Annotated in this window: 24 protein-coding genes and 1 pseudogene; 3 read left to right on the plus strand and 22 right to left on the minus strand. The window is 66.3% G+C overall.

Translation table 11 applies throughout. The features are described 5' to 3' along the window. The 5 genes and pseudogenes from V6M56_RS18375 to V6M56_RS18395 all read right to left on the minus strand — a co-directional run. Positions 1-200, minus strand: a pseudogene (locus tag V6M56_RS18375) (DNA topoisomerase IB); the annotation flags it as partial. 161 nt (positions 201-361) lie between these two features. After that, complete coding sequence (locus tag V6M56_RS18380; RefSeq protein WP_332685628.1) at positions 362-1,192, minus strand: ABC transporter permease; 831 nt, start codon at positions 1,190-1,192, stop codon at positions 362-364. Between the two features lie 4 nt (positions 1,193-1,196). Further along, positions 1,197-2,087: an ABC transporter permease gene (locus V6M56_RS18385; RefSeq protein WP_332685630.1), complete on the minus strand. Its 891-nt coding sequence runs from the start codon at positions 2,085-2,087 to the stop codon at positions 1,197-1,199. Beyond that, on the minus strand, positions 2,084-3,157 hold the full coding sequence (locus V6M56_RS18390; protein WP_332685632.1) for an ABC transporter ATP-binding protein: 1,074 nt from the start codon (positions 3,155-3,157) through the stop codon (positions 2,084-2,086). The genes V6M56_RS18385 and V6M56_RS18390 overlap by 4 nt, the downstream gene beginning before the upstream one ends. Positions 3,158-3,262: 105 nt before the next feature. Further along, positions 3,263-4,453 carry an extracellular solute-binding protein gene (locus V6M56_RS18395; protein WP_332685634.1) on the minus strand — a complete coding sequence of 397 codons (1,191 nt, stop codon included), beginning with the start codon at positions 4,451-4,453 and terminating at the stop codon, positions 3,263-3,265. Between the two features lie 170 nt (positions 4,454-4,623). Between V6M56_RS18395 and V6M56_RS18400 the strand changes: the two genes are divergently transcribed. Both V6M56_RS18400 and uxuA read left to right on the plus strand, forming a co-directional pair. Next, positions 4,624-5,319, plus strand: a complete 696-nt coding sequence (locus V6M56_RS18400; RefSeq protein WP_332685636.1) for a GntR family transcriptional regulator — start codon at positions 4,624-4,626, stop codon at positions 5,317-5,319. A gap of 38 nt (positions 5,320-5,357) precedes the next feature. Continuing rightward, positions 5,358-6,554: a mannonate dehydratase gene (uxuA, locus tag V6M56_RS18405; RefSeq protein ID WP_332685638.1), complete on the plus strand. Its 1,197-nt coding sequence runs from the start codon at positions 5,358-5,360 to the stop codon at positions 6,552-6,554. Positions 6,555-6,641: 87 nt separating this feature from the next. On the opposite strand, the gene V6M56_RS18410 is transcribed toward uxuA, so the two are convergent. The 8 genes from V6M56_RS18410 to V6M56_RS18445 all read right to left on the minus strand — a co-directional run bounded on the left by V6M56_RS18410 (position 6,642) and on the right by V6M56_RS18445 (position 12,318). Beyond that, a complete protein-coding gene (locus tag V6M56_RS18410; RefSeq protein ID WP_332685640.1) occupies positions 6,642-6,893 on the minus strand; it encodes a hypothetical protein in 252 nt (83 codons plus the stop codon). Between the two features lie 51 nt (positions 6,894-6,944). Continuing rightward, entirely contained in the window at positions 6,945-7,145 is a 201-nt protein-coding gene (locus V6M56_RS18415) for a hypothetical protein (RefSeq protein ID WP_332685642.1), read from the minus strand. Positions 7,146-7,154: 9 nt separating this feature from the next. Next, positions 7,155-7,367, minus strand: coding sequence for a hypothetical protein (locus tag V6M56_RS18420; RefSeq protein ID WP_332685644.1), 213 nt, complete (start codon positions 7,365-7,367; stop codon positions 7,155-7,157). Between the two features lie 295 nt (positions 7,368-7,662). Beyond that, positions 7,663-8,589: a beta-1,6-N-acetylglucosaminyltransferase gene (locus V6M56_RS18425; protein WP_332685646.1), complete on the minus strand. Its 927-nt coding sequence runs from the start codon at positions 8,587-8,589 to the stop codon at positions 7,663-7,665. A 693-nt stretch (positions 8,590-9,282) separates the two neighbouring features. Further along, a complete protein-coding gene (locus V6M56_RS18430) occupies positions 9,283-10,263 on the minus strand; it encodes a DUF2279 domain-containing protein (protein ID WP_332685648.1) in 981 nt (326 codons plus the stop codon). Positions 10,264-10,605: 342 nt separating this feature from the next. Next, the gene (locus V6M56_RS18435; protein WP_332685650.1) at positions 10,606-11,187 is read right to left on the minus strand and encodes a HupE/UreJ family protein; all 582 of its coding nucleotides are present in this window, start codon (positions 11,185-11,187) and stop codon (positions 10,606-10,608) included. 68 nt (positions 11,188-11,255) lie between these two features. Then, positions 11,256-11,984 (minus strand): urease accessory protein UreE, encoded by a 729-nt coding sequence (locus V6M56_RS18440; protein ID WP_332685652.1) that lies wholly within the window; start codon positions 11,982-11,984, stop codon positions 11,256-11,258. Positions 11,985-12,009: 25 nt separating this feature from the next. Beyond that, positions 12,010-12,318, minus strand: a complete 309-nt coding sequence (locus tag V6M56_RS18445) for a putative quinol monooxygenase (RefSeq protein ID WP_332685654.1) — start codon at positions 12,316-12,318, stop codon at positions 12,010-12,012. A gap of 252 nt (positions 12,319-12,570) precedes the next feature. Here V6M56_RS18445 and V6M56_RS18450 point away from each other — a divergent pair, with 252 nt between their 5' ends. Next, complete coding sequence (locus V6M56_RS18450; RefSeq protein WP_332685656.1) at positions 12,571-13,590, plus strand: amino acid ABC transporter substrate-binding protein; 1,020 nt, start codon at positions 12,571-12,573, stop codon at positions 13,588-13,590. Positions 13,591-13,872: 282 nt separating this feature from the next. Here V6M56_RS18450 and V6M56_RS18455 read toward each other — a convergent pair whose 3' ends face one another. From V6M56_RS18455 to V6M56_RS18495, 9 genes are all read right to left on the minus strand, one after another. Next, positions 13,873-14,901: an ABC transporter substrate-binding protein gene (locus tag V6M56_RS18455; protein ID WP_332685658.1), complete on the minus strand. Its 1,029-nt coding sequence runs from the start codon at positions 14,899-14,901 to the stop codon at positions 13,873-13,875. An 82-nt stretch (positions 14,902-14,983) separates the two neighbouring features. Further along, complete coding sequence (locus tag V6M56_RS18460) at positions 14,984-15,241, minus strand: hypothetical protein (protein ID WP_332685660.1); 258 nt, start codon at positions 15,239-15,241, stop codon at positions 14,984-14,986. Between the two features lie 106 nt (positions 15,242-15,347). Then, complete coding sequence (locus V6M56_RS18465) at positions 15,348-15,935, minus strand: HD domain-containing protein (RefSeq protein WP_332685662.1); 588 nt, start codon at positions 15,933-15,935, stop codon at positions 15,348-15,350. Between the two features lie 25 nt (positions 15,936-15,960). Next, complete coding sequence (locus V6M56_RS18470; RefSeq protein WP_332685664.1) at positions 15,961-16,434, minus strand: nuclear transport factor 2 family protein; 474 nt, start codon at positions 16,432-16,434, stop codon at positions 15,961-15,963. Between the two features lie 119 nt (positions 16,435-16,553). Continuing rightward, positions 16,554-16,928 (minus strand): urease subunit gamma, encoded by a 375-nt coding sequence (locus V6M56_RS18475; RefSeq protein ID WP_332685673.1) that lies wholly within the window; start codon positions 16,926-16,928, stop codon positions 16,554-16,556. Then, the gene (locus V6M56_RS18480) at positions 16,925-17,248 is read right to left on the minus strand and encodes a hypothetical protein (RefSeq protein ID WP_332685666.1); all 324 of its coding nucleotides are present in this window, start codon (positions 17,246-17,248) and stop codon (positions 16,925-16,927) included. The genes V6M56_RS18475 and V6M56_RS18480 overlap by 4 nt, the downstream gene beginning before the upstream one ends. A gap of 385 nt (positions 17,249-17,633) precedes the next feature. Then, positions 17,634-18,527 carry a PfkB family carbohydrate kinase gene (locus tag V6M56_RS18485; RefSeq protein ID WP_332685667.1) on the minus strand — a complete coding sequence of 298 codons (894 nt, stop codon included), beginning with the start codon at positions 18,525-18,527 and terminating at the stop codon, positions 17,634-17,636. Positions 18,528-18,532: 5 nt separating this feature from the next. Further along, positions 18,533-19,576: an aldose epimerase family protein gene (locus V6M56_RS18490; RefSeq protein WP_332685669.1), complete on the minus strand. Its 1,044-nt coding sequence runs from the start codon at positions 19,574-19,576 to the stop codon at positions 18,533-18,535. 102 nt (positions 19,577-19,678) lie between these two features. Further along, a complete protein-coding gene (locus tag V6M56_RS18495) occupies positions 19,679-20,128 on the minus strand; it encodes a VOC family protein (RefSeq protein WP_332685671.1) in 450 nt (149 codons plus the stop codon). Positions 20,129-20,381: the final 253 nt, after the last annotated feature.

Here is a 20,381-nt window from a genome sequence, read left to right on the forward strand (position 1 = left end):
CCGGCGATGCGGACCTCCTCATAGGCCGGCGGAATGGCGAGCGCGCGGATGCGGGCGAGCGTCTCCGCGTCGGCGATCTTGCCGCCCTCGGCGTCGCGATAGCCGAAATTGCGGCCGAGGCGGACGCGCCGGATGGTGAGGTCGTCGACGCTGACCCGGCGCAGGCGGCCGGGCGCCTTGTCCTGCCCTTTCGCGACCATGATGCCCTCCGTAGCTCGATCGGCTGCGGAGGAATGCGGGAGGAGGCGCGATGTTCCCGTCGCGTCATTGCGAGGAGCGAAGCGACGAAGCAATCCAGGGGGCGTGGCGCGCTGCCGCCCCTGGATTGCTTCGCTTTGCTCGCAATGACGGCGGAGCCGCCCTACCGCTTCGCCCGTCCGACGATCTGCGTCGGGTTGACGAAGCGCAGCGCGATCACCAGCCAGATCAGGGTCGTCACCATGTAGATCACCGCCATGGCGTCGATCGACTGCACGGCGCGCACGCCGGCCGCGAAGACCGCGTAATAGAGCGCCACCACCAGCGTCTGGCTGGTCGGCCCTGCCGTGAGGAAGGTCAGCTCGAACATGGCGATGGTGCGCACCAGCACGAGCAGCAGCGCGGCCAGGATGCCCGGCAGCAGGAGCGGCAGCAGGACGTGGATGAAGAGCTTGAAGGTGTTGGCGCCGAAGACGCGCGCCGCCGCCTCGATCTTGGTGTCGATCTGCTCGATGAAGGGGATCATCACCAGGATGACGAAGGGTACGGTCGGCACGAGGTTAGCGAGCACGACGCCCGACATGCTGCCCGCGAGCCCGGTGCGGTAGAGCACCGTCGCCAGCGGGATGCCGAAGGTGATCGGCGGCACCAGCAGCGGCAGCAGGAAGAGCAGCATGACGAGCTTCTTGCCGGGAAAATCGCGCCGCGCCAGCGCATAGGCCGCCGGAACGCCGATCAGCCCCGAGAACAAGACGACCAGGAAGACGATCTGGAACGTGACCGTCAGCACGTCGCCGAGCTGGAACTCGCTCCAGGCGGCGCCGTACCAGCGCGTCGTCCAGCCATCGGGCAGCCAGGAGCGCAACCAGCGCGTCGAGAACGAGCTGGTGATCACCGTCGCGATCATCGCGAACAGGTTGAGGATGAAGAAGCCGATCAGCGTCCAGTTGGCCGCGGCCCAGAGCTTCGTCGAGAGACGGGTGTCCTTGACCATGGGATCAGCCCTTCCCGCCGCCGGCCGGGCCGCGATAGAGCAGGCCACGCGCCCCCAGCACCGCAACGACGATGATGAGCTGGACGAAGCCCATGATCATCGCGACGGCCGAGGCCATCGAGTAGTCGTATTCCTCGAAGGCCGCCTGATAGGCCGCGATCGAGATCACGCGCGTCGGGCCTGCCGGTGCCCCGAGCAGCACCGCCGAGGGAAAGACCGAGAAGGCCTGGACGAAGCTCAGGCAGAAGGTGATGGCGAGCCCGGGCAGCAGCAGCGGGAAGAGGATGTGCTTGAAGCGCTCCCAGGGGCCGGCGCCGAGCGTCGCGCCGGCCTGCTCCAGCGCCGGATCGACGCCGGAGAGATAGGACAGCGTCAAGAGGAAGGTGAAGGGGAAGCCGGTGATCACCAGCGAGAGCATCACGCCCCAGTAATTGTGCAGCAGCTTCACCGGGGTCGAGATCAATCCGAAGGTCAGCAGCGTGCGGTTGAACCAGCCCTGCGGGCCGAGATAGTTCAGCAGGCCCTGGGCGACCAGCACGGTGCCGAGCGTGATCGGGATCACCAGGATGGTGGTGAGCAGGCGCTGGTTCTTCATCAACCGGACGCGGAAGGCGATCGGGATCGCGAGTAGCAGCGTCAGGATCGTCACCGGCAGCGCCAGCCAGAGCGTGGTGGCGATCGTGCCGTAGAGGAAGGAATCGGAGAAGAAGCGCTCGTAATTCGCCAGCGCGCCGCCGGCCTTCGGCGTGAAGGAGAGGAAGAGCCCGTAGAGGAACGGGTAGATGAACAGCGCCAGCAGGAAGAACACCGCCGGCAGGACGAGCAGGGTCAGCCCGTCGAGGCCGCGGGCGGCGAGGCGCTGCGACAGCGGGATCGCGGCGGAAGGCGCGTTCATGCCCCGCCTCCGAAGACCAGCACGCGCTCGGGATCGGCGGCGAGGCGGATATCGGTGCCTTGCGGAATCCGGCTGTCGGCGAGGAAGGTCAGCGGCGTGTCATCCGCCATGCGGGCGAAGCCGACGAACTCGCGGCCGTGGAACTCTGTCGAGACGACCTTCGCCTCGAGCCCCGGAGCCCCGCCCTGCACCGGATGAAGATCCTCCGGGCGGATCGAGAGATGGGCGCCCTGCCCTGCCGCGACCGGGGTGCGGACCCGCCCAGCCAGGCCGACGCTGCCGACCGTTACCGTCGCGAGGTCATCGGCGACGGAGGCGACCCGGCCGGAGACCTTGTTGCGGAAGCCCATGAACTCGGCGACGTCGAGATGGTCGGGCCGCGAGAAAAGATCCTCCGGGCCGCCGACCTGGCGGATTTCGCCATCGCGCATCACGACGATGCGGTCGGCGAGCGAGAGCGCCTCCTCCTGGTCGTGGGTGACGTAGATCGTGGTGGCGCCGAGCGTGTTGTGGATGCGCCGGATTTCGGCGCGCATCTCGATGCGCAGCTTGGCGTCGAGATTGGAGAGCGGCTCGTCCATCAGCACGAGCGGCGGCTGCACGGCGATGGCGCGGGCTATGGCGACACGCTGCTGCTGGCCGCCCGAAAGCTGGCCGGGGAGCTTGCTCTCCTGGCCCTGCAGCCTGACCAGCGCCACCGCCTCGGCGATTCGGCTGTCGCTCTCGGCCTTGGCCATGCCGCGCATCTTCAGGCCGAAGCCGATGTTCTTGCGCACGCTCATATGCGGGAAGAGCGCATAGCTCTGGAAGACCATGCCGAAGCCGCGCTCTTCCGGCCGCAGCGGGTCGATGCGCTTGTCGTCGAGCCAGATGCCGCCGCCGGTCGCCGGCAGCAGCCCGGCGATCAGGTTGAGCGTCGTCGACTTGCCGCAGCCCGACGGGCCGAGCAGCGCGATGAACTCGCCCTGCCGGATGGTCAGCGAGACGTCCTTGACGGCGTTGTGGCTGCCGAAGTCGCGGCAGAGCCGGTCGAGCCTGAGTTCACGGAAATTCGCAGCATGTATCGTCATGAAGGACCATGGGGTTCGGACGGACGGCTGGTGCCCGGGAGTCAGGCGACAGCAAGGCGACAGGCCGGTCAAGGACCGGCCTGTCGGAAAGCGGAGGGCGCCGGCTTACTTGCGCTTGGCGCCGCCGACCTGCTCGTCCCACATGCGGAAGGCGACGACCATCTTGTCGGGGTCGAGCGGGGTTTCCATCGGGTTCTCGGCGATCAGCTTGTCGTATTCGGGACGGCCATACTCGCGGATCGCCTTCTGGCTCGCCTCCGGCGCCATCGAAAGCGGCACGTCCTTCACCGCCGGGCCCGGATAGAAGTAGCCCTCGTCATAGGTGTAGGCCTGCTGCTCGGGGGTCAGCATGTGGCGGATCAGGTTGAGCAGCACCGCGAGCTTCTCGTCCGAGACGCCCTTGGGGATCATCATGTACTGGGCGTCGGTGACCCAGTGGAAGCCCTTGAGCGTCTGGATCTTGGCTTCCTTCGGCACGACGCCGAGCACGCGCGGGTTGATGTCCCAGCCCGTCGTCGAGACGATGATGTCGCGCGAGCCTTCGCCGAGCTCCTTCATCGTCGCACCGGTGCCGCCGGGATAGTATTCGATGTTCTCGCCGAGCGCCTTGAGATAGGCCCAGGTCTTGTCCCAGCCCTTGGCCGGATCCTTCGGATCGCTGTCGCCGAGGATGTAGGGCAGCCCCATGATGAAGGTGCGGCCGGGGCCGGAATTGGCCGGGCGGGCATACATGAAGCGGTTCTTGTTCTGCCTTGCCCAGGCGAGCAGTTCCTCAGCCGTGGTCGGCGGGGTCTTGACCTTGTCGGGCATGTATTCGAGCAGCGGGCCGGACGGATAGTAGACCATCGCCATCCCCTGGCCCTGCCCGAGATTGTGCATGGCGAGCGCCGGCTTGAGGAACACCTCCTCGGGCTTGGGCAGCTCGGAAGCGAAGCGCGGCAGCAATTCGACCCAGAGCTTCTGCTCGATGCCGGCCGCCAGCGCATCCAGGCCGCCGATGACGAAATCGATGTCGACGCGGCCGGCAGCCTGCTGCGCCTTCAGCTTGGCCGGCAGCTCGGGGGCCGGCGCCTTGGTGAAGGTCATCCGCGAGACGAGCTTGGGGTTCGCCTTGGCGAAATTCTCCAGCGGCGCCTGCACCAAGGCGAGCGCGCCGCCGACATCGATGATGCTGATCGCGACCGGCGAGGTCGGAAGCTTGGGCTGCTGGGCGAACACGGCCGGCGCCTGCGCCAGCCCCGCGACTCCGGCGACGCCACCAAGGAATATGCGCCGATTGATGCTGTCCTGGACCATCTTGCTCTCCCTCGTCGCGGCTTGGCCGCTTCTTCGCTTTCCACCGGCTTGTGCCGCGGTGCCCTTGTGCCGGCTCCGGCACCAGCAATTATCATATCCAAAGCCATTCGGAGTTGACGTTCCTCCGCATTGGCCGGTATCCTAGTATACTAGTGAACCAGAGCTTGGCAATGGGCATCGCAGCGGCACGACAGAGCACCGAACAGATACACCGCGCGCTGCGCGGCGACATCCTCAACGCGGTGCTGCGCCCGGGCGAGGCGATCTCGGAAGCGCGGATGGCGCTGCAATTCGGCGTCAGCCGCACGCCCGTGCGCGAATCCTTCAAGAAGCTGGTCGAGGAGGGCTTCCTCACGGTCGTTCCGCAGGTCGGCACCTTCGTCGCGCCGATCGACCTCGCCGCCGTCTACGACAGCCAGTTCGTGCGCGAGACCCTGGAATGCCGCACCGTGGCGCTCGCCGCCCAGCGGATCGACGCCGAGGGCAAGGCCGCGCTCGCGGAGCTCATCGAGCAGCAGGAACAGGCGCTCGAGGCTGGCGACCGCGCCGGCTTCTTCCGCAGCGACGAAGCCTTCCATGCCGAGCTCTCGCGGCTTTCCGGCCACCCTTCGGTCTGGGGATTGATCGAGGGCGTCAAGGCCCAGCTCGACCGGGTGCGCTGCCTGTCGCTGGAGACCGGCGGCTGGTCGGACATGATCCTCTCCGAGCACCGCCAGATCGCCGCGGCGGTCAGCGCCGGCGACGAGGCCGCCGCCGAGAAGACCATGCGGGCGCATCTGCGCACCGTCTTCGACGCCATCGAGACGATCGCGCGCGACCAGGTCGACGCCTTCGCCGCCACCGGCGGCCTGAACAAGCCCGCCTGAGGCGGCCGCGCGAAAAGCCTGCAAGAGGACACCCGACAATGGAACAGACCTGGCGCTGGTTCGGCCCGGACGATGTGGTGACGCTCGCCCAGGCGCGGCAGGCGGGCGCGCGCGGCATCGTCAACGCCCTGCACCAGATCCCCTATGGCGTGGTCTGGAGCGTGGCGGAGATCGAGGCGCGCAAGGCGATCATCGAACGGGACGAGAGCCTCGGCCTGCGCTGGTCGGTGGTCGAGAGCCTGCCGATCCATGAGAGCGTCAAGATCGGCGACGGCGAGCTCGAGCCGATCTTCGCCAATTACCGGGAATCGCTACGCAACCTCGCCGCCTGCGGCATCGAGGTCGTCTGCTACAACTTCATGCCGGTGCTGGACTGGACCCGCACCGAGCTCGCCGAGCCCCTGCCCGGCGGCGGCACGGCGCTGCGCTTCAACCTGCACGAATACGTCGCCTTCGACCATTTCATGCTGGAGCGGCCCGGTGCCGCCGAGGGCCATCCGGCCGCGGTGATGGACAAGGCCAGGACCTGGTTCGAGCGCTCCACGGAGGCCGATCGCGATCGCCTGCTCGCCAACATCATGGCCGGGCTGCCCGGCGCCTATGACCGCTACGACGTGCCGGGCCTGAAGCGGATGCTCGAACGCTATCGCGGCATGAGCCATGAGCGCCTGCGCGCCAACCTCAAGCGCTTCCTCGAGGCGGTGATCCCGACGGCCGAAGAGGTCGGCATCCGGATGTGCATCCATCCCGACGACCCGCCGCGCTCGCTGTTCGGCCTGCCGCGGATCTGCTCGGACGAGGACGACATCGCCTTCATCTTGGGGGCTGTCGACAGCCCGGCCAACGGGCTGACGCTGTGCTCGGGGTCGCTCGGCGCCAATCCGAAGAACGACGTGCCGGGAATCGCGCGGCGCTTCGCCGAACGGATATGGTTCGCGCATCTGCGCAATGTCGCCAAGGATCCGGACGGCTCGTTCATGGAGGCCGAGCATCTCGGCGGCGACACCGACATGGTGGCGCTGGTCGACGCGCTGATGGCCGAGCAGACGCGCCGCAAGGCCGCCGGCTGGCAGCACTGGCGCATCCCGATGCGGCCCGACCACGGCCACGAACTGCTCGACGACATCGGCAAGGGCTCGTTCCCGGGCTATCCGGCGGTCGGCCGGCTGCGCGGGCTGGCGGAACTGCGCGGGGTGATGACGGCGCTCGCCAGCGTGAAGGGCTACGCCGCCTGAGGGGTAGACCAGCGTAACGCACGCCATCGCACAGAGAACAGGGAGTAGTCGCCCGGCAAGAGCTTAAGGTTCGCCTTTTGCAGTCGGTTAGCCACTCATGTCCTTCTGCGAAACACGCCGACACTGGCTCCGGGTAAAGCGTTCGATCTCAGCCAGAGCGGCATCGAGACTGTGGAACGGGCCGGGCTTCATGGTTTTCATCGTCTCTCTCGCCAGGCCGGCGGCGACGACCCGAAACGCGCCCGCCGTTTCCTCTCTCACCCGCCCCATCGGGCGGCCGAGAAGGTCGGTCAAAATCCACGCGGCTTCTTCGGGAGCGGGTGCGACGGAAATATCCATGGGAGACTCTCCGTATTCAGTCGTTTGAGGAAAGCGGCGAAACCTAGACCCTCATCTGCCTGGGGGTTTGGCGGCCTCGCGATCGGCGGCTTCCTTCGCCAGACGTTGCTCCTTCAGCCGCGCCGTCTTTGCGTCGCGCTCCAGAACGACCTTCTCGGCCTCGGAGGCGATCCGATCGCGGACCGACGATCGCGTCTGCACCCGCAGGAAGGCATTGTCCGCATCCTTACGTTGCTTCGAAGCCCCGTTCATCGCGCTCTCCTAGAGGTTTGGGCGGACCTGGCCGTCGGCGACGATCTCGTCATCGTCGATCGCCCGTTCGCGGCCATCCGAGCCGCGGACGCGATACTGCCGCCGCGTGTTGTCGGCGTGCGGCATGATGCGCAGGATCTCGAACGGCCCGAGCCTGGGCTGATTGGCGAAATCGCGCGTGAGGTGGACGAGATCGCCCGGTTTGTATGCGATGGCTTTCACTCGGTTCTTTCCGTCGATAAGAGTGCAATGTCAGAAGCTGGCCGTCGTCAGCCGGTGGTAGCTGGCTCGATCCTTGGAATAGGCGGCCGCGGCGGCCTTCAGAATCGCCTCGCGGTTTTCGTCGAAGACGGAAAGCACAGCAGCTTCACCCTCCCCCCGTTTCCGGGCCCAACTTGCGCAACGCCTCGAACTCGATCTGGAAGACCGCCCCGGATCGAACCGGCGGATAGGAGGATTGGGAAAGTTGAGCCCCATTGCTCGTTTCCTTGCTGTCTTGCTGGCGCGGACCGGTCTGTTATGCCAACGCGATCACGCCTTCGCCCACCGGTGCCGGGTCTATAGGCAAGGGCGATACGAACGACCTGTCCCGGACGATGGCCGGTTCCCTGTCGCAGCGCGAGAGATCGACGTCGATCAGATCGAGAATGTCCTCGTCGATCGTCGCGTCGAACTTCCGAGCGAACAGGCAGCGACTGGCGATCAGCTCGGGCCCGTCCTCGGCCGTGAATGTTCTGGGCCTCAGCTTGATGTCACCATCGGGCACCCAGTCGATCATCCTCAGGTCGTCGCTGATGATCTCGCCATGCGATGGCGTGTTCATCATCACCGTCTGAAAGAAGCCTTCGTCGGCGATGAACGTATTCTTGTAGAAGGACTTGTAGCGGTCGGACCGCGGATCGTGACAAACGAACTCACAGAAGCGTCGACTAACGATCATCCACTGATTGCCGATGTAGGGAGAAGCACCGGCGAGGAACGGCCGCGGAAGCCATGTCTTCACGATGCGGTTCGAAAACTCAACGACATAGCGCTTGACGCGGCTCATAGTCTCCGGGCGGACCTTGCGCTGGTCGAGCACCTTGATGAACTCCTTGCCGCGATGACGCGTGAGGAAGCGGGCGATGTAATTCTGGCTCTTCAACGGATAATCTTGCCCGCTGAGGTTGATGAAAAACTCCCAGTCACCGTTCATGCGGAGCAGTTGCACCATGCCACGCAACTCCGCCTCCACGAGGCTGTAGCCGCCCCAGACAGCATTCCTACCCTGTAGCACCTCGCTATTAGGAAAATCCGCGAGAAAGCCACGTATATCGGCGTCTAGTTCGGACCCTGAGCTTTTATCGACATGAACGAGATAGTGATTAGCTGGGCTATAAATCGACCTGAACAAGCGCTTGAATTGCTCAGGATAGCGGTGCACCAATATAAAGTAAGCAATCAAAATATTCGTCCTTGGATGAGTACCGATCGAGAATCGATTGCGTATTCGATGCCCCCATCACACTACGGGACACCAAGCATCGCCTCGCCTCGGAATTCGTAGACGCGCCGCACAGACCGCACGCGACGCAGGGTCCCGTCCAGACGAATTCCGGATATCTCAAACAAGCTGGCTATTTTCTCAAGGACGGTCGCGCCGGAACAGATCAACCGCATGGCGGCTTATTCTCGACGACCGTCTTTTGGACATGGGGGCCCGCACTGCCCATTGTAAGGCTGTCGCGATAATATAAGCTAATCGCTCAGCCGTGCCGCTATCGAGCCGCGACCTTCACGCCCTAAACTCCTCTGGCATTCAAGCTCGAAGACCCACACGGGCGTGGAAGAGCAAGCAAGCTGCTGCGGAAACGCCATCGTGGGGTGAAAGCCTCGAATGCGCCATGCAGATCCGCCTACCGACGCAGCAAATGCCCCGCCTCGATCGGCGGCGCGTATTCGTAGCGGCAGTCCATTCGTAGAGGCCGTCCTCGTTGATGCTGAAGCGCCGCATCAGCATCGCCTCCCACAAGGCGGCTCCGCTGGCGGGGCGGAACGGGGCAGCGACAAATGGATCATCTCCGCGCAGTCCGTCATGGAGCCGTCGAGAGCCTTAGGATCCTTCAGTGTTTCGACGAGTCTCGTTGACGCATCGCCATCACCTGCGGATCGTCGAGAATCTGTTCCCGCCATAGACCGCAGTGTAAGGCACCTGGATGTATTCGAAGGTTTTCCGGGCAATCCTGGCCGGCAGCGTATCCCTGTGCTTTGCAAAATTGGGCAGTGTTCCTGCTCCAAACAGGATTTCGTTCAGGTTCAGGCCGACGCCGACATAGAACGTCCGCTCGATCGGATAACCGAGGGCGCGCTCCTTCTTCTCAAACCCTCGCGCATCGAAGCCTGCATGCAGTTCGACATAGCGCAGGGGCGTATTCTTGAGTCCCTCGAAGCCACTGGCCTTCAAGGCCATGACATAGCGCTGGCGCTCATAGGGAGGCAGGATGCCGGCATCCGAGGTCGTGATGCCTGGCCTTTCATAGCTGGCGGGAGTGTACATCAAGCGCCAGTCGAGCTTTTCGCGCATGCCCGGAACGGTGTTGCGGATCATCGAGAAGGCAGCGCCGACGGCGTTCGCGGCAATGTCCTCACGCGAGAAGCGATGCTTGCCCGCAAAGCCGTCCAGAGTCTCGACCAGCCCCATGATGCCGAACGCGAGCAGAGAGCCAGTGATCTGGGCGCCGGCGGGATTGGCTGCGTTCGCCCGGATCTGGTCGGTCAAGAGATCGGCGATGACAAAGGTCGAGAAGGCGTGGCCGATCTTGTCCATCCCGCCATGTCGCGTGTTCTTTGCAAACCAGCCTTCCTCGATAAATCGAAAGCCGGAATCGCCCCAGCCCCAGTCGCGGAACCCGATGACGGCCATGGCGCCGCCGACAGCGGCCAACTCCCAGCGCACGGTCCACAGATGGTCGCCCAATTGGCTGAATGAATAGAATGATGGCGGCGCAGCCACCGCGGCGCCCTCCCGCTGCTCCACGCTCTCGGGCAGAGGCGCACGGGACGGCTTGGCCGAAGGCGTGCGAGCCTCCTTCATTCCCGTATTGGAAGTTGCGGCGGACGGCTCGGCAGCCTGCGCCAACGGCATTATCGGACAAAGCGCGCCCGGCAGGCCGACGAAGCCCGCAAGACAGGCAAGAGCCGCGACACGCAGCGAGCGCTGCTTCGCTGGAGGTCGGTGCGCAACCCTTTTTTTAGGCCAAGGCGGGCTTCCAGGCGCCATCGGGCTACCTCAATCTCCGTCCCTGTCGAAAGCGATCATCTCAGACGCCGCCCTGCGGCGCGCTTCATCGCGGGACTTGAAGAGTGGACCGGTAGTGCGGAGAAAGTATCATTCTCACGCATATCATGTCGAGCAGTGACAATACCGTCTCGAACTGCCCCGGTATCCCGCGGTCACTTGGTGGCGTCCGCCGGTCCCTGCTCAGCCGCCGGCGAGCATGACGACCCCGGCAAGCGCCAGACCGCCCCCGGCGATGCGCGCGACGGCAGGCGCGTACGAGGCCAGCCGCGAGGCCAGAAGGAGGCCAGCGCCATGCAGGGCCGCCGTGGCGATGACGAAGCCGACGGCATAGCCGAGGCCGCTGGCGTTCTCCGGCAGTTCGGCGCCATGGGCGAAGCCGTGGAAGATCGCGAAGATGCCGCAGGCGAGCGCGCCCGCCGCCAGCGGTGGCGAGGCCTTCAGCGCGATGGCGAGGCCGAGGATGACGACGGAGGCCGCGATGCCGGCCTCGGCGCCGGGCAATTCTCCACCGGCCATGGCCCAGGCGCCGGCCAGCACCATCATCGCCATGAAGGCCAGCGGATAAACGATCCGCGCCCGGCCGCCGACGAGCCCGGCCCAGAGGCCGACGGCGACCATGGCCAGGATATGGTCGATCCCCATCAGGGGATGCAGCAGGCCATGGCCGAAACCCTCGACCGGGCCGGCGCCGACATGGGCGAAGGCCGGCGCCGACACCAGCGTCAGCACCGGGGAGAGCAGGCTCGTCGCACGCATCGTCATCTCAAGCATCCCTCAGCCCCGCGCCGCGACAGCCAGATCGTCAGGGGAAGTTGCGCGTCGGTCATGGCTCAGTGGTCGTGGCTGTGGCCCTTGTGGCCGTGCTCGGCGCCATGGTGATGGCCCTGATCGTGCTTGTGGCCGTGATCGTCATGGGCGTGGTCGTGACCATGCTTGTGATCGTGATCATGGCCGCAGCCGCAGCCCGCGCCATGGGCATGGGCATGGGCGTGGGAATGGGAATGGGAATGCGCTTCGGCATGAGCATGCGAATGCCCGTGCTCGTGCCCATGGCCGTGGTGCTCATGACCATGGTGTTCGTGGCCATGATGGTCGTGCCCATGATCGTGGCCGCAATCGGCGTGGTCGTGGTGATCGGCGCCGCGCTCGGGCTGGAACGGCCGCGTCACCTCGCTCATGGCGCAGCCCTGGCCGCGGATCATCTCGGCGAGGGCATGGTCGTTCTCGATATAGATCGCCTCGGCGGTGAGCTCGGCCGGCGTATGGCGGCTGCCGATATGCCAGGCGACGCGCATCAGGCGCAGCGGGTTCTCGGCCCTGATCTCGATCAGGTTCTGGGCCGCGGCGCGGATCAGCACCAGGCCGCCATCCTCGAGCTTCACCGCATCGCCATCGTTCAGGGCCGTGGGCTTGTCGAGGTCGAGCAGGATTTCGAGCCCGCCATCGCCCTTGAGCGCGACGCGGCGGCGATTGCGGTCCTCATGGTCGAGGGTCAGGGTCTCGACGACCCGGTCCTGCTTGACCGCGGCCTTGCGGACGACGGAGGTGGCGCGCTGCATGTGACTAAACCCGTGGCGTGTTGGATCAGAGGCGATCGACCGATCGCGATACCACCACTTCGATCACCGGAGCGACGCTGACGCAAGTCCCGGCCACCGCGAGAAAGTCCTTGAGATGCGGCCGGGCCATGTGCCGGTCGACATCGGCCCGCGTCTCCCAGCTTTCGACGCAGACGAAATGACCCGGCTCGGTCAGGCTCTCATGCATGCCGTAGCCGAGACAGCCCTGCTCGCGGCGCGTCGCCGCGACGCAGTCGCGCGCTGCGGCGATGAAGCGGTCCCGGTCCGCGGGCCTGACATGGGCGCGGGCGATGACGAGGACGGGATCGGACATGCGGGCAGTTCTCCCTGGGCTGGCGGCGGAACCCGCCTGATACGCGACGGCCGCCCGGCCGGATGCAGCAGGGCGTGTGGCAGACTTAACGCAAGGTAAAAGGCCGAACCTGTTAGCCGCATAAATGACCATGGCGCCAGGTCTCGCGATCCTGTTAGATCGCCGGGTGGACAACGCGCCTGCCTGGTCTTTCGGCTCGGCAAGGAAGAAAATCAAAAGAGGGAAGCCGGCATGAGGATTTCACCGCCAACCATGCGCAATCTCGCCGGCCTGCTCGCCGGCCTCGGGCTGAGCGCGGCCCTGGCCGGAACGGCGCTGGCACAGACGACGCTGGAACGCGTCAAGCAGCGCGGACAGCTGGTCTGCGGCACCAGCCAGGGCGTCGCCGGCTTCTCCCTGCCCGACGCGCAGGGCCAGTGGCGCGGCTTCGACACCGATCTCTGCCGGGCGCTGGCGGCTGCGATCTTCAACGACCAGGAGAAGGCCAAGTACATCTCGCTCGCCTCGAAGGACCGGCTGACCGCGCTGCAGAGCGGCGAGATCGACGTGCTGTCGCGGACCACGACCTGGACGCTCGGCCGCGACACCGGCTTCGGCCTCAACTTCACCGCGATCAATTATTTCGACGGCCAGGGCTTCCTCGTCCGCAAGAGCCTGAAGCTCGCCGATCTCAAGGGGCTGAACGGTGCCTCGATCTGCGTCGCCCAGGGCACCACGACCGAGCTCAACCTCGCCGATTACTTCCGCAATCACGGCATGAAATACGAGGTCATCGCCTATGCCGGCCTCGACGAGACGATCCAGGCCTATGAGGCCGGCCGCTGCGACGCCTACACCACCGACCTCTCGCAGCTCGCCTCGAACCGGACCAAGCTGAAGGTGCCGGAGGACCATGTCCTGATGACGGAGGTGATCTCGAAGGAACCGCTCGGCCCCTGGGTGCGCCAGGGCGACGATGCGTGGTTCGATATCGTGCGCTGGACCGTCTACGCCATGCTCAATGCCGAGGAGCTCGGCGTCACCCAGGCGAATGTCGACGAGATGCTGAAGTCCAACAACCCCGAGATCAAGCGGCTGCTGGGGCTCGACGGCAAGTTCGGCGAGACGCTGGGCCTGACCAATGACTGGGTGGTGCGGATCATCAAGGCCGTCGGCAATTACGGCGAGAGCTTCGACCGGCACCTCGGCGACAAGTCGCCGCTGAAGCTGCCGCGCGGCCCGAACCGGCTCTGGACCCAGGGCGGGCTGCAATACGCCCCGCCGGTGCGGTAGGGCATTCGGGCCGGACGAAGCTGTCATCCCGGACAAGCGGCCTTGGCCGCGCCGATCCGGGATCCATGCCTGAGCTTTTCCGATCGAGGTTCAGGCAAGGATCCCGGGTCTCCCCGCGGTCGCCCGGGATGACCCGGATGGCTCAATCGAAAGGCGCTTCGCCGCTCGCTAGAGCCGGATCCGATCAGGTTGAATCAACCTGATCGGTAAATCCGCCCCTAAGCTATTGATAGAGAACGCGTTGTCCGATCAGATTGCCCAGCAATCTGATCGGCGCGTGCTCTAGCGCGGCAGCGCCTTCACCTCGGCGTCGAACTTCTTCAGCAGGCGCGAGCGCTCGGCCGGGCTGCCCCAGCGCGGGGTGTCGTAGTCGATCAGCTTGATCTCCGCGAATTTCGGCGCGTCCGGCGAGAGCTTGGCGTTCCTGTTCGACGGGATCGAGTTGATCTTGAGCTTGGCGTTGATGTCCTGCGCCTCGGGCGAGAGCGTGAAATCGACGAATTTCCGCGCCGCTTCCGGGTTCTTGCCGCCCTTGATCACCGAGACCGAGCCGGTCTCGTAGCCGGTGCCCTCGCAGGGGGCGACGATGCCGATCGGCGCGCCCTGCAGCTTCTGCGTCAGCATGTCGTGCATGAAGGCGATGCCGACCGCCGTCTCGCCGAGCGCGGTGGCCTTGACCGGGGCGATGCCGGACTTGGTGTACTGGCTGATGTTCTTGTGCAGGCTCTTGAGGAACTCGAAGCCCTTGTCCTCGCCCAGCCGCTGCACAGTGGTGGCGAGGAAGACATAGGCCGTGCCGGACGAACTCGGATCGGCGACCTGCACCTCGTCGCGGAACTTCGGATCGAGCAGGTCGGCCCAGCATTTCGGCTCGGGCAGGCCTTTGCTCTTCAGCGTCTCGGTGTTGTAGCCGATGCCGAGCGCGCCGAGATAGATGCCGGCGGTGCGGAACTTCGACTGCTCGGCATGGCGGCTGGCCCAGTCATGCAGCTCGGCGAGCCGAGGCGACTTGTATTCGTCGAGCAGCCCTTCCTCGGCCGCCTGCAGATGCGGCTCGCCGGGTCCGCCCCACCAGACGTCGCCGCGCGGGTTCGACGCTTCCGCCTTGACCTGGGCATAGACCTCGCCGGTGCTCTTGCGCACCATCTGGACCTTGATGCCGGTCGATTTCTCGAAGATCGCCGCGCCCTCGCGGCATTGCTCCTCGAGAATCGAGCAATAGACCGTGACCTGGCCCTGCGCGGCGGCGGGCGTGACATGGGCGGCGACGGCCAGCGTGGCCAGGGCCACGGCGTGACGAAGGCGGGGCACGGTCTTCCTCCACGGCGATATTTCTTAGCCGGCGAGAAGAAGCCCATGGTCGCACGCTGTCAACCGGGCATGATCGTGGCGTTCAGCGCCGGCGCGTGCGGTCCGGCAGCTTGTCGATCGCCTCGTCGGCGCCCTGGCCCTTGTCGAGCACGCCCTCGCGCAGAACCTTGTTGGCGGCGTCCTGCTTCAGCGCCGGCGAGGTCTTCAGCGGCGCGGTGGATTTCGTCGCCTCGAGGCCGATCTCCTTCGGTTTGCGGCCGGCATTGCGGGCGCTGGCGGCGAAGGTCGCGAGCGCTTCGGGCTGCTGGCCCTTCGGATCGGCGGCTTTGGATTTGGGCATGGCGAACCTCCCTTTCATGCAAGGGGAGGAAACGTGCCGCTGGCGGGTGATGTTCCGAGTGCCGTCATTGCGAGGCGTGCGCAGCGCATGGGGCCTGATATCCTCGTCAGCTCGCCGGCGTCGCCGACATCTCGTCTATGCTACGGGCGGCCGCGGCGGCAGCCTGGTCGAACAACAGGTCGAGCGCGCCGTTGAGGCCGCGGCAACCGGCGGCGACGTCGCTTGCGAACTGCAGGCGCTCCCGGCAGCGCGCGGCATCCCAATCCGCCGGCGGATCCTCGGCCAGTTCGCGCAGCCCGCTGATCTTGTCGGCGAGCCGGAGCAGCCTCGCGCCTTCGCTCTTCTCGGCGATCGTCTCGATCTGCATGCGGTGCCGTTCCGCCTCCGGCTGGCTCTGATCATCGCTGACTTCGGCCACGAGCGACGCAACCTTGGTGCCAAACAGGCTCTCGATCTCGGCAAGCTCGATCTGCGTCTTTTCGACGACGTCGTGCAGCCAGGCCGCCGCGACCAGCGGGGCATCGGGCTCGTCGAGCGCCTTCGCGAGCAGGTCGGCGACCTCGGCGAGATGCAGGATGAAAGCCTGGCCGCTCGCGCCCTTGCGCTTCTGGCCGTCATGGCAGCGGATCGCGAAGCCGGCCGCGTGCGTGACCAGCGCGACATGGTCGCGCAAGGTGCGATCACCTTCACCCATCAAATCGCCCCCGCAGTGATCGCGCTCACGGCTTCACCTCGCCCAGCCTCGTCGCCTGCGAGGCAGCAAGATTCCAGCTCGTCGGCGTGCGGACATAGACCGCCGTCCAGCGGAACGAATATGTCATGCCATCGGCGAGCGAGCGGATCGAGCTGACGCCGGTCGCGACCGCGACCCAGTCGCTCGGCACGCGCACCACAAGGTCCTCGACCGGCGCGTTCTCGATGACGGGATCGCCGGCGAGCGCCGAGACGAGGCGGGCGTCCTTGCCGTCGAGCTTGCCCGCGCCTTGGGTGTGGACGAAGGACGGTGCGTACATCTCGCGCAGCCTGGCTGCGTCCTTGGCCGCGATCGCCGCTGCCAGTTCCTTGCGGAAGGCGACCACCTCCTCTGCCGTCGCCTTCTCGGCGGAGGGCGAGAGAAGGGTCGGCGGATGGGCCGATGCGGCGGCGGGCATGGCGCAGGCGAGCAGACAGCCAATCAGAAGGCGCTTCAGCATCGCGTTCCTCCCATTCATTCAGCGTCGACCGTCATTGCGAGGAGCGGAGCGACGAAGCAATCCAGAAGGGCTCGCTGCCGCCCTGGATTGCTTCGCTTCGCTCGCAATGACGGTTGCCCTCAGAGCTTGCTCATCACCTCCTGGCGGAAGCCATAGACCTCGCGCGTCTGGCCCGGCTCGAAGCGCTTCACGGTCCCGGCCGGAATATCGAGCCGGAAGCCGCGGGCCTTCCCGCGCTCGAAGGAAAGCGCCGGATTGGCCTCGAAGAAGTGACAATGCGAGCCTACCTGGACATCGTGGAGCATCTCGGCGGTGCCGTCCATGACCTGGTCGGCGACGGATCTGCCGTCGCGCGCATCCTCGACGACGAAGTCGGTGATCAGCGCGACGGCCTCGGGATGGTTGAGCTTGACGCCGCGCTCGAGCCTGCGCCTCGCCACCAGAGCGGCTGTGGCGACGAGCAGCTTGTCCTTCTCGCGCGGCGTCAGGTTCAGGCGCTGGCCTTCTCTTCCTCGTCTTCTTCGTCCTCGGACGCTTCGTCTTCGGACTCTTCGGCGTCTTCCAACTCGTCCTCGTCTTCATCGACCTCGTCGAGGGAGGCGTATTCATAGGCGAAGACGATCTCGCCGCTGGTCGGATCGAAGCTGCTGGAGGTCGATTCCTCGAAAGCCTCGATCAGCATCCCGGCATCCTCGGGACCGTCTACATCGAAGCGGCGGGAGGCGTCCTCGCCCTCCCCCTTCAGCGCGAGCTCGATCGCCCAGCCCCGCGAGCCGGTATCGTAGACGCATTTCAGACCCTGGATCGGCAGCATCGTGCACTCCTCGGATTGACCAGGTGCGCGGCAGCGCACGCCCGGTCACTTGCCGCAGCAGCATGACGAGGGCGCGACGCAGCGCCTGCGCGTCGCCACCGAGGAGGCGCTAGCCGCCGCTGGCGCGGACACGGGCAAGGGCAGCGCGCGGCGTACATGGGGAGCCGGCTCTGGCGAACCGCCGCACGCTTGCGTGCAATGATCCAGCCAGCAGGAGGCCGGCAACACAAACCCTGCCCAAATGTTCGCCAAGACACCTATGCCGGTCATCCCGGGCGACCGCAGGGAGACCCGGGACCCAGCCTGAACCCTTATCGGAGAAGCTCAGGCATGGGTCCCGGATCGGCGCCCCTATACGGGTTGTCCGGGACGACCCGTATAGGGCTCAGGGATGAGCGGCGAGGAAGCGCTCGACCTCCTCGCGCCCCGGCGTGCCGTCGCGGCCGCCGAAACGGGTGCACTTGATCGCCGCCACGGCCGAGGCGAAACGCACGGCCCCGCGCTCGCTCTGTCCCTCGGCGAGGGCGAGTGCGAAGGCGCCGTGCCAGACATCGCCGGCGCCGAGCGTATCGACCGCCTCGATCGGGAAGGCCGGCAGATGGCTGATCCCGCCATTCTCCATGAACAGCACCCCGCGCGGCCCGAGCGTCACCGCGAGCCAGTTGGAGGCGCTCTGCGCGAGCGTCCTCAATCCCAGATGCGGGTCGTTCTGCTCGGTGACCTCCTGCAGCGCCTTCTCGCTATAGGCGACATGACTGGCGGTGGTGACCATTTCCGGATGCGTCGGCTTGCGGTCGCCGTCGATCACGCCCGGCACGCCGGCAAGGCGCGCGAGCCGCAACGCCGCGAGCGAGCCTTCGCCCCAGCGCGTATCGACCAGGACCGCGTCCGCTCCCGCCGGCAGCGACGCCGGTAGCCATTGCGCGCCCTCCGGCATCGCCGGGTCGGAATAGGAGACGACCATGCGCTCGCCCTGGGCATCGACGAGGATCGCCGAGACCGGCGAGCGCAGGCCGGGGAAACGGCGGGTGAAGGCGGTATCGACGCCGTCGCGCTCGAGATCGGCGCAGATGGCATCGCCGGTGACGTCGTCGCCGAGGCGGGTGGTCAGCCAGGCCCTGCCGCCGAGGCGGGCGACCGCGACAGAGCCGCTGCCGGCACAGCCGCCGCCAGTGACGACGAGATCGCGCGCCCGGTCCTTCTCGCCAGGATGAGGCACGCGCTCGACGCTGTAGACATAGTCGAGCGTCGCGATACCAAGACAGAAGACGCCGGCCATGCCGCTCAAGCTCCGAACCTGAATTCGCTGACCTGCCGATAGACCTCGGCTGGCCGCAGCACCGTTGACGGGAAATGCGGCAGGTTCGGCGAATCCGGGACATGCTGCGGCTCCAGCGCTATCCCGGCATTGGGGCCGTAGGCAACACCACCCAGCCCCGGCACCGGCGTATCGAGCTTGGCGCCGTCATAGACCTGCAGCGCCGGCTCCGTCGTCCAGACCTGCATGGCAAGCCCCGAGCGCAGGGAGCGCAGCGTCGCTGCATGGGCGAGTTCGAGCCCGGCGGCGGCCGGTTCGCGTCGATCCCGGCGCAGCACATAGTTGTGGTCGTACCAGAAGCGCTCGCCACCGGCAGCGGCGAAGCGGATCGGGCGGGGTTTGCGGAAATCGAAGGGCGTGCCAGCGACATCGGCGAGCGAACCGTCGGGGATCAGGTCGGCATCGACCGGCGTCGTCAGATTGGCGCGGACCTCGAGCTCGTGGTCGAGGATGTCGGGGCTGTCGTCGAGCCGGAAATAGGAGTGATGCGCGAGATTGACGATGGTCGGCGCGTCGGTCGTCGCCGAAAGCTCGAGGCGCAGCGTGGCGGCCCCCATGAGGCTGTAGCGACACCAGACCCGCAGCGTGCCGGGATAGCCGGCATCGCCATCGGCCGAGACCAGCGCCAGGGTCACGCTCGCCTCGTCATGGTGGATCAGCGTCCACGGCCGCTTGCCGAAGCCGTGGCCGCCGCCATGCAGCGAGTGCCTGCCGCTCTGGTTGAGCGGCGTGCGATGGGAAATGCCGTCGAGCACGAAGCGGCCGCCGCCGATGCGATTGGCGAAGCGGCCGGCGATCGCGCCCATATGCGGCGAATGCGCGGGATAGTCGGCGAAGCCCGGGAAGCCGAGCACGACGCGCTGGCGGCCGCCGCCGGGCAGCGGCACCACCAGGTCGCGCAGCACCGCGCCCCATTCCATCACCCTGGCCTCGGTGCCGCCGGGCGAGTGCAGGACGACCTCATGGATCGGCGTGCCGTCCTCGAGAGTGCCGAACAGGGACTTGGTCACGGCAGTACCTCCTGCTGGCGGCGCCCCGATCGGAGCGGCCGCCCTGATTGGCCGTATCGACGAAATCGCCGGGCGCGCAAGCACCAAGGAGGAGCCGCAGCGTCACCAATTCCCGGTATTGGCCATGCTCGACCACGGCTCGGCCGGCGGCTTCGGATCGCCCTTCTGCAGGATCTCGATCGAGATGTTGTCGGGCGAGCGGATGAACGCCATGTTGCCGTCGCGCGGCGGCCGGTTGATGGTGACGCCGGCCTTCATCAGCTTGTCGCAGGTGGCGTAGATGTCGTCGACCTCATAGGCGAGATGGCCGAAATTGCGGCCGCCGGTATAGACCTCGGGATCCCAGTTATAGGTCAGCTCCAGGGTCGGGCGGCCGCGGCTGCCCTGCTCCTTGACGCTCGCGGCATCGTCGGACGCCGCCAGGAAGACCAGCGTGAAGCGGCCCTTCTCGCTTTCGATCCGGCGGGTTTCGACGAGGCCGAACTTGCCGACATAGAAATCGAGCGCGGCGTCGAGGTCGGTGACGCGCACCATGGTGTGCAGATATCTCACGGCTTTCCTCCCAGGGTTGATCTAGCCGATAGATCGGGCCAAACCCGGCATTCGCCAAGGGGGCTCGCGCGGACATATCATGAGCGGAACGCAGGATCGCATGCCGACGGCGGCCAATTCGGCCGAGGCGTCGCGGATCAAGCAGAAGGCGGCGACCCTCTCGGTGGTCGCCAGCATCGTGCTGACGCTCGCCAAATTCGCGGCGGCGCTGGTCTCGGGCTCGCTCGCGCTGCTGACCGACGCGCTGCAGGGG

Origin of the sequence: Allobosea sp. (assembly GCF_036675845.1) — a bacterium.
In the GTDB taxonomy this organism is placed as follows: Bacteria; Pseudomonadota; Alphaproteobacteria; order Rhizobiales; family Beijerinckiaceae; genus Allobosea.

Coding starts and splice junctions, on each gene's coding strand:
- V6M56_RS18465 (WP_332685662.1), bottom strand. CDS start 15,935: ATGGGTGAAGGTGATCGCACCTTGCGCGACCATGTCGCGCTGGTCACG.
- V6M56_RS18385 (WP_332685630.1), bottom strand. CDS start 2,087: ATGAACGCGCCTTCCGCCGCGATCCCGCTGTCGCAGCGCCTCGCCGCC.
- V6M56_RS18485 (WP_332685667.1), bottom strand. CDS start 18,527: ATGGCCGGCGTCTTCTGTCTTGGTATCGCGACGCTCGACTATGTCTAC.
- V6M56_RS18470 (WP_332685664.1), bottom strand. CDS start 16,434: ATGCTGAAGCGCCTTCTGATTGGCTGTCTGCTCGCCTGCGCCATGCCC.
- V6M56_RS18435 (WP_332685650.1), bottom strand. CDS start 11,187: ATGACGATGCGTGCGACGAGCCTGCTCTCCCCGGTGCTGACGCTGGTG.
- V6M56_RS18380 (WP_332685628.1), bottom strand. CDS start 1,192: ATGGTCAAGGACACCCGTCTCTCGACGAAGCTCTGGGCCGCGGCCAAC.
- V6M56_RS18460 (WP_332685660.1), bottom strand. CDS start 15,241: ATGCCCAAATCCAAAGCCGCCGATCCGAAGGGCCAGCAGCCCGAAGCG.
- V6M56_RS18445 (WP_332685654.1), bottom strand. CDS start 12,318: ATGTCCGATCCCGTCCTCGTCATCGCCCGCGCCCATGTCAGGCCCGCG.
- V6M56_RS18400 (WP_332685636.1), top strand. CDS start 4,624: ATGGGCATCGCAGCGGCACGACAGAGCACCGAACAGATACACCGCGCG.
- V6M56_RS18450 (WP_332685656.1), top strand. CDS start 12,571: ATGCGCAATCTCGCCGGCCTGCTCGCCGGCCTCGGGCTGAGCGCGGCC.
- V6M56_RS18410 (WP_332685640.1), bottom strand. CDS start 6,893: ATGGATATTTCCGTCGCACCCGCTCCCGAAGAAGCCGCGTGGATTTTG.
- V6M56_RS18390 (WP_332685632.1), bottom strand. CDS start 3,157: ATGACGATACATGCTGCGAATTTCCGTGAACTCAGGCTCGACCGGCTC.
- V6M56_RS18395 (WP_332685634.1), bottom strand. CDS start 4,453: ATGGTCCAGGACAGCATCAATCGGCGCATATTCCTTGGTGGCGTCGCC.
- V6M56_RS18415 (WP_332685642.1), bottom strand. CDS start 7,145: ATGAACGGGGCTTCGAAGCAACGTAAGGATGCGGACAATGCCTTCCTG.
- V6M56_RS18480 (WP_332685666.1), bottom strand. CDS start 17,248: ATGCTGCCGATCCAGGGTCTGAAATGCGTCTACGATACCGGCTCGCGG.
- uxuA (WP_332685638.1), top strand. CDS start 5,358: ATGGAACAGACCTGGCGCTGGTTCGGCCCGGACGATGTGGTGACGCTC.
- V6M56_RS18440 (WP_332685652.1), bottom strand. CDS start 11,984: ATGCAGCGCGCCACCTCCGTCGTCCGCAAGGCCGCGGTCAAGCAGGAC.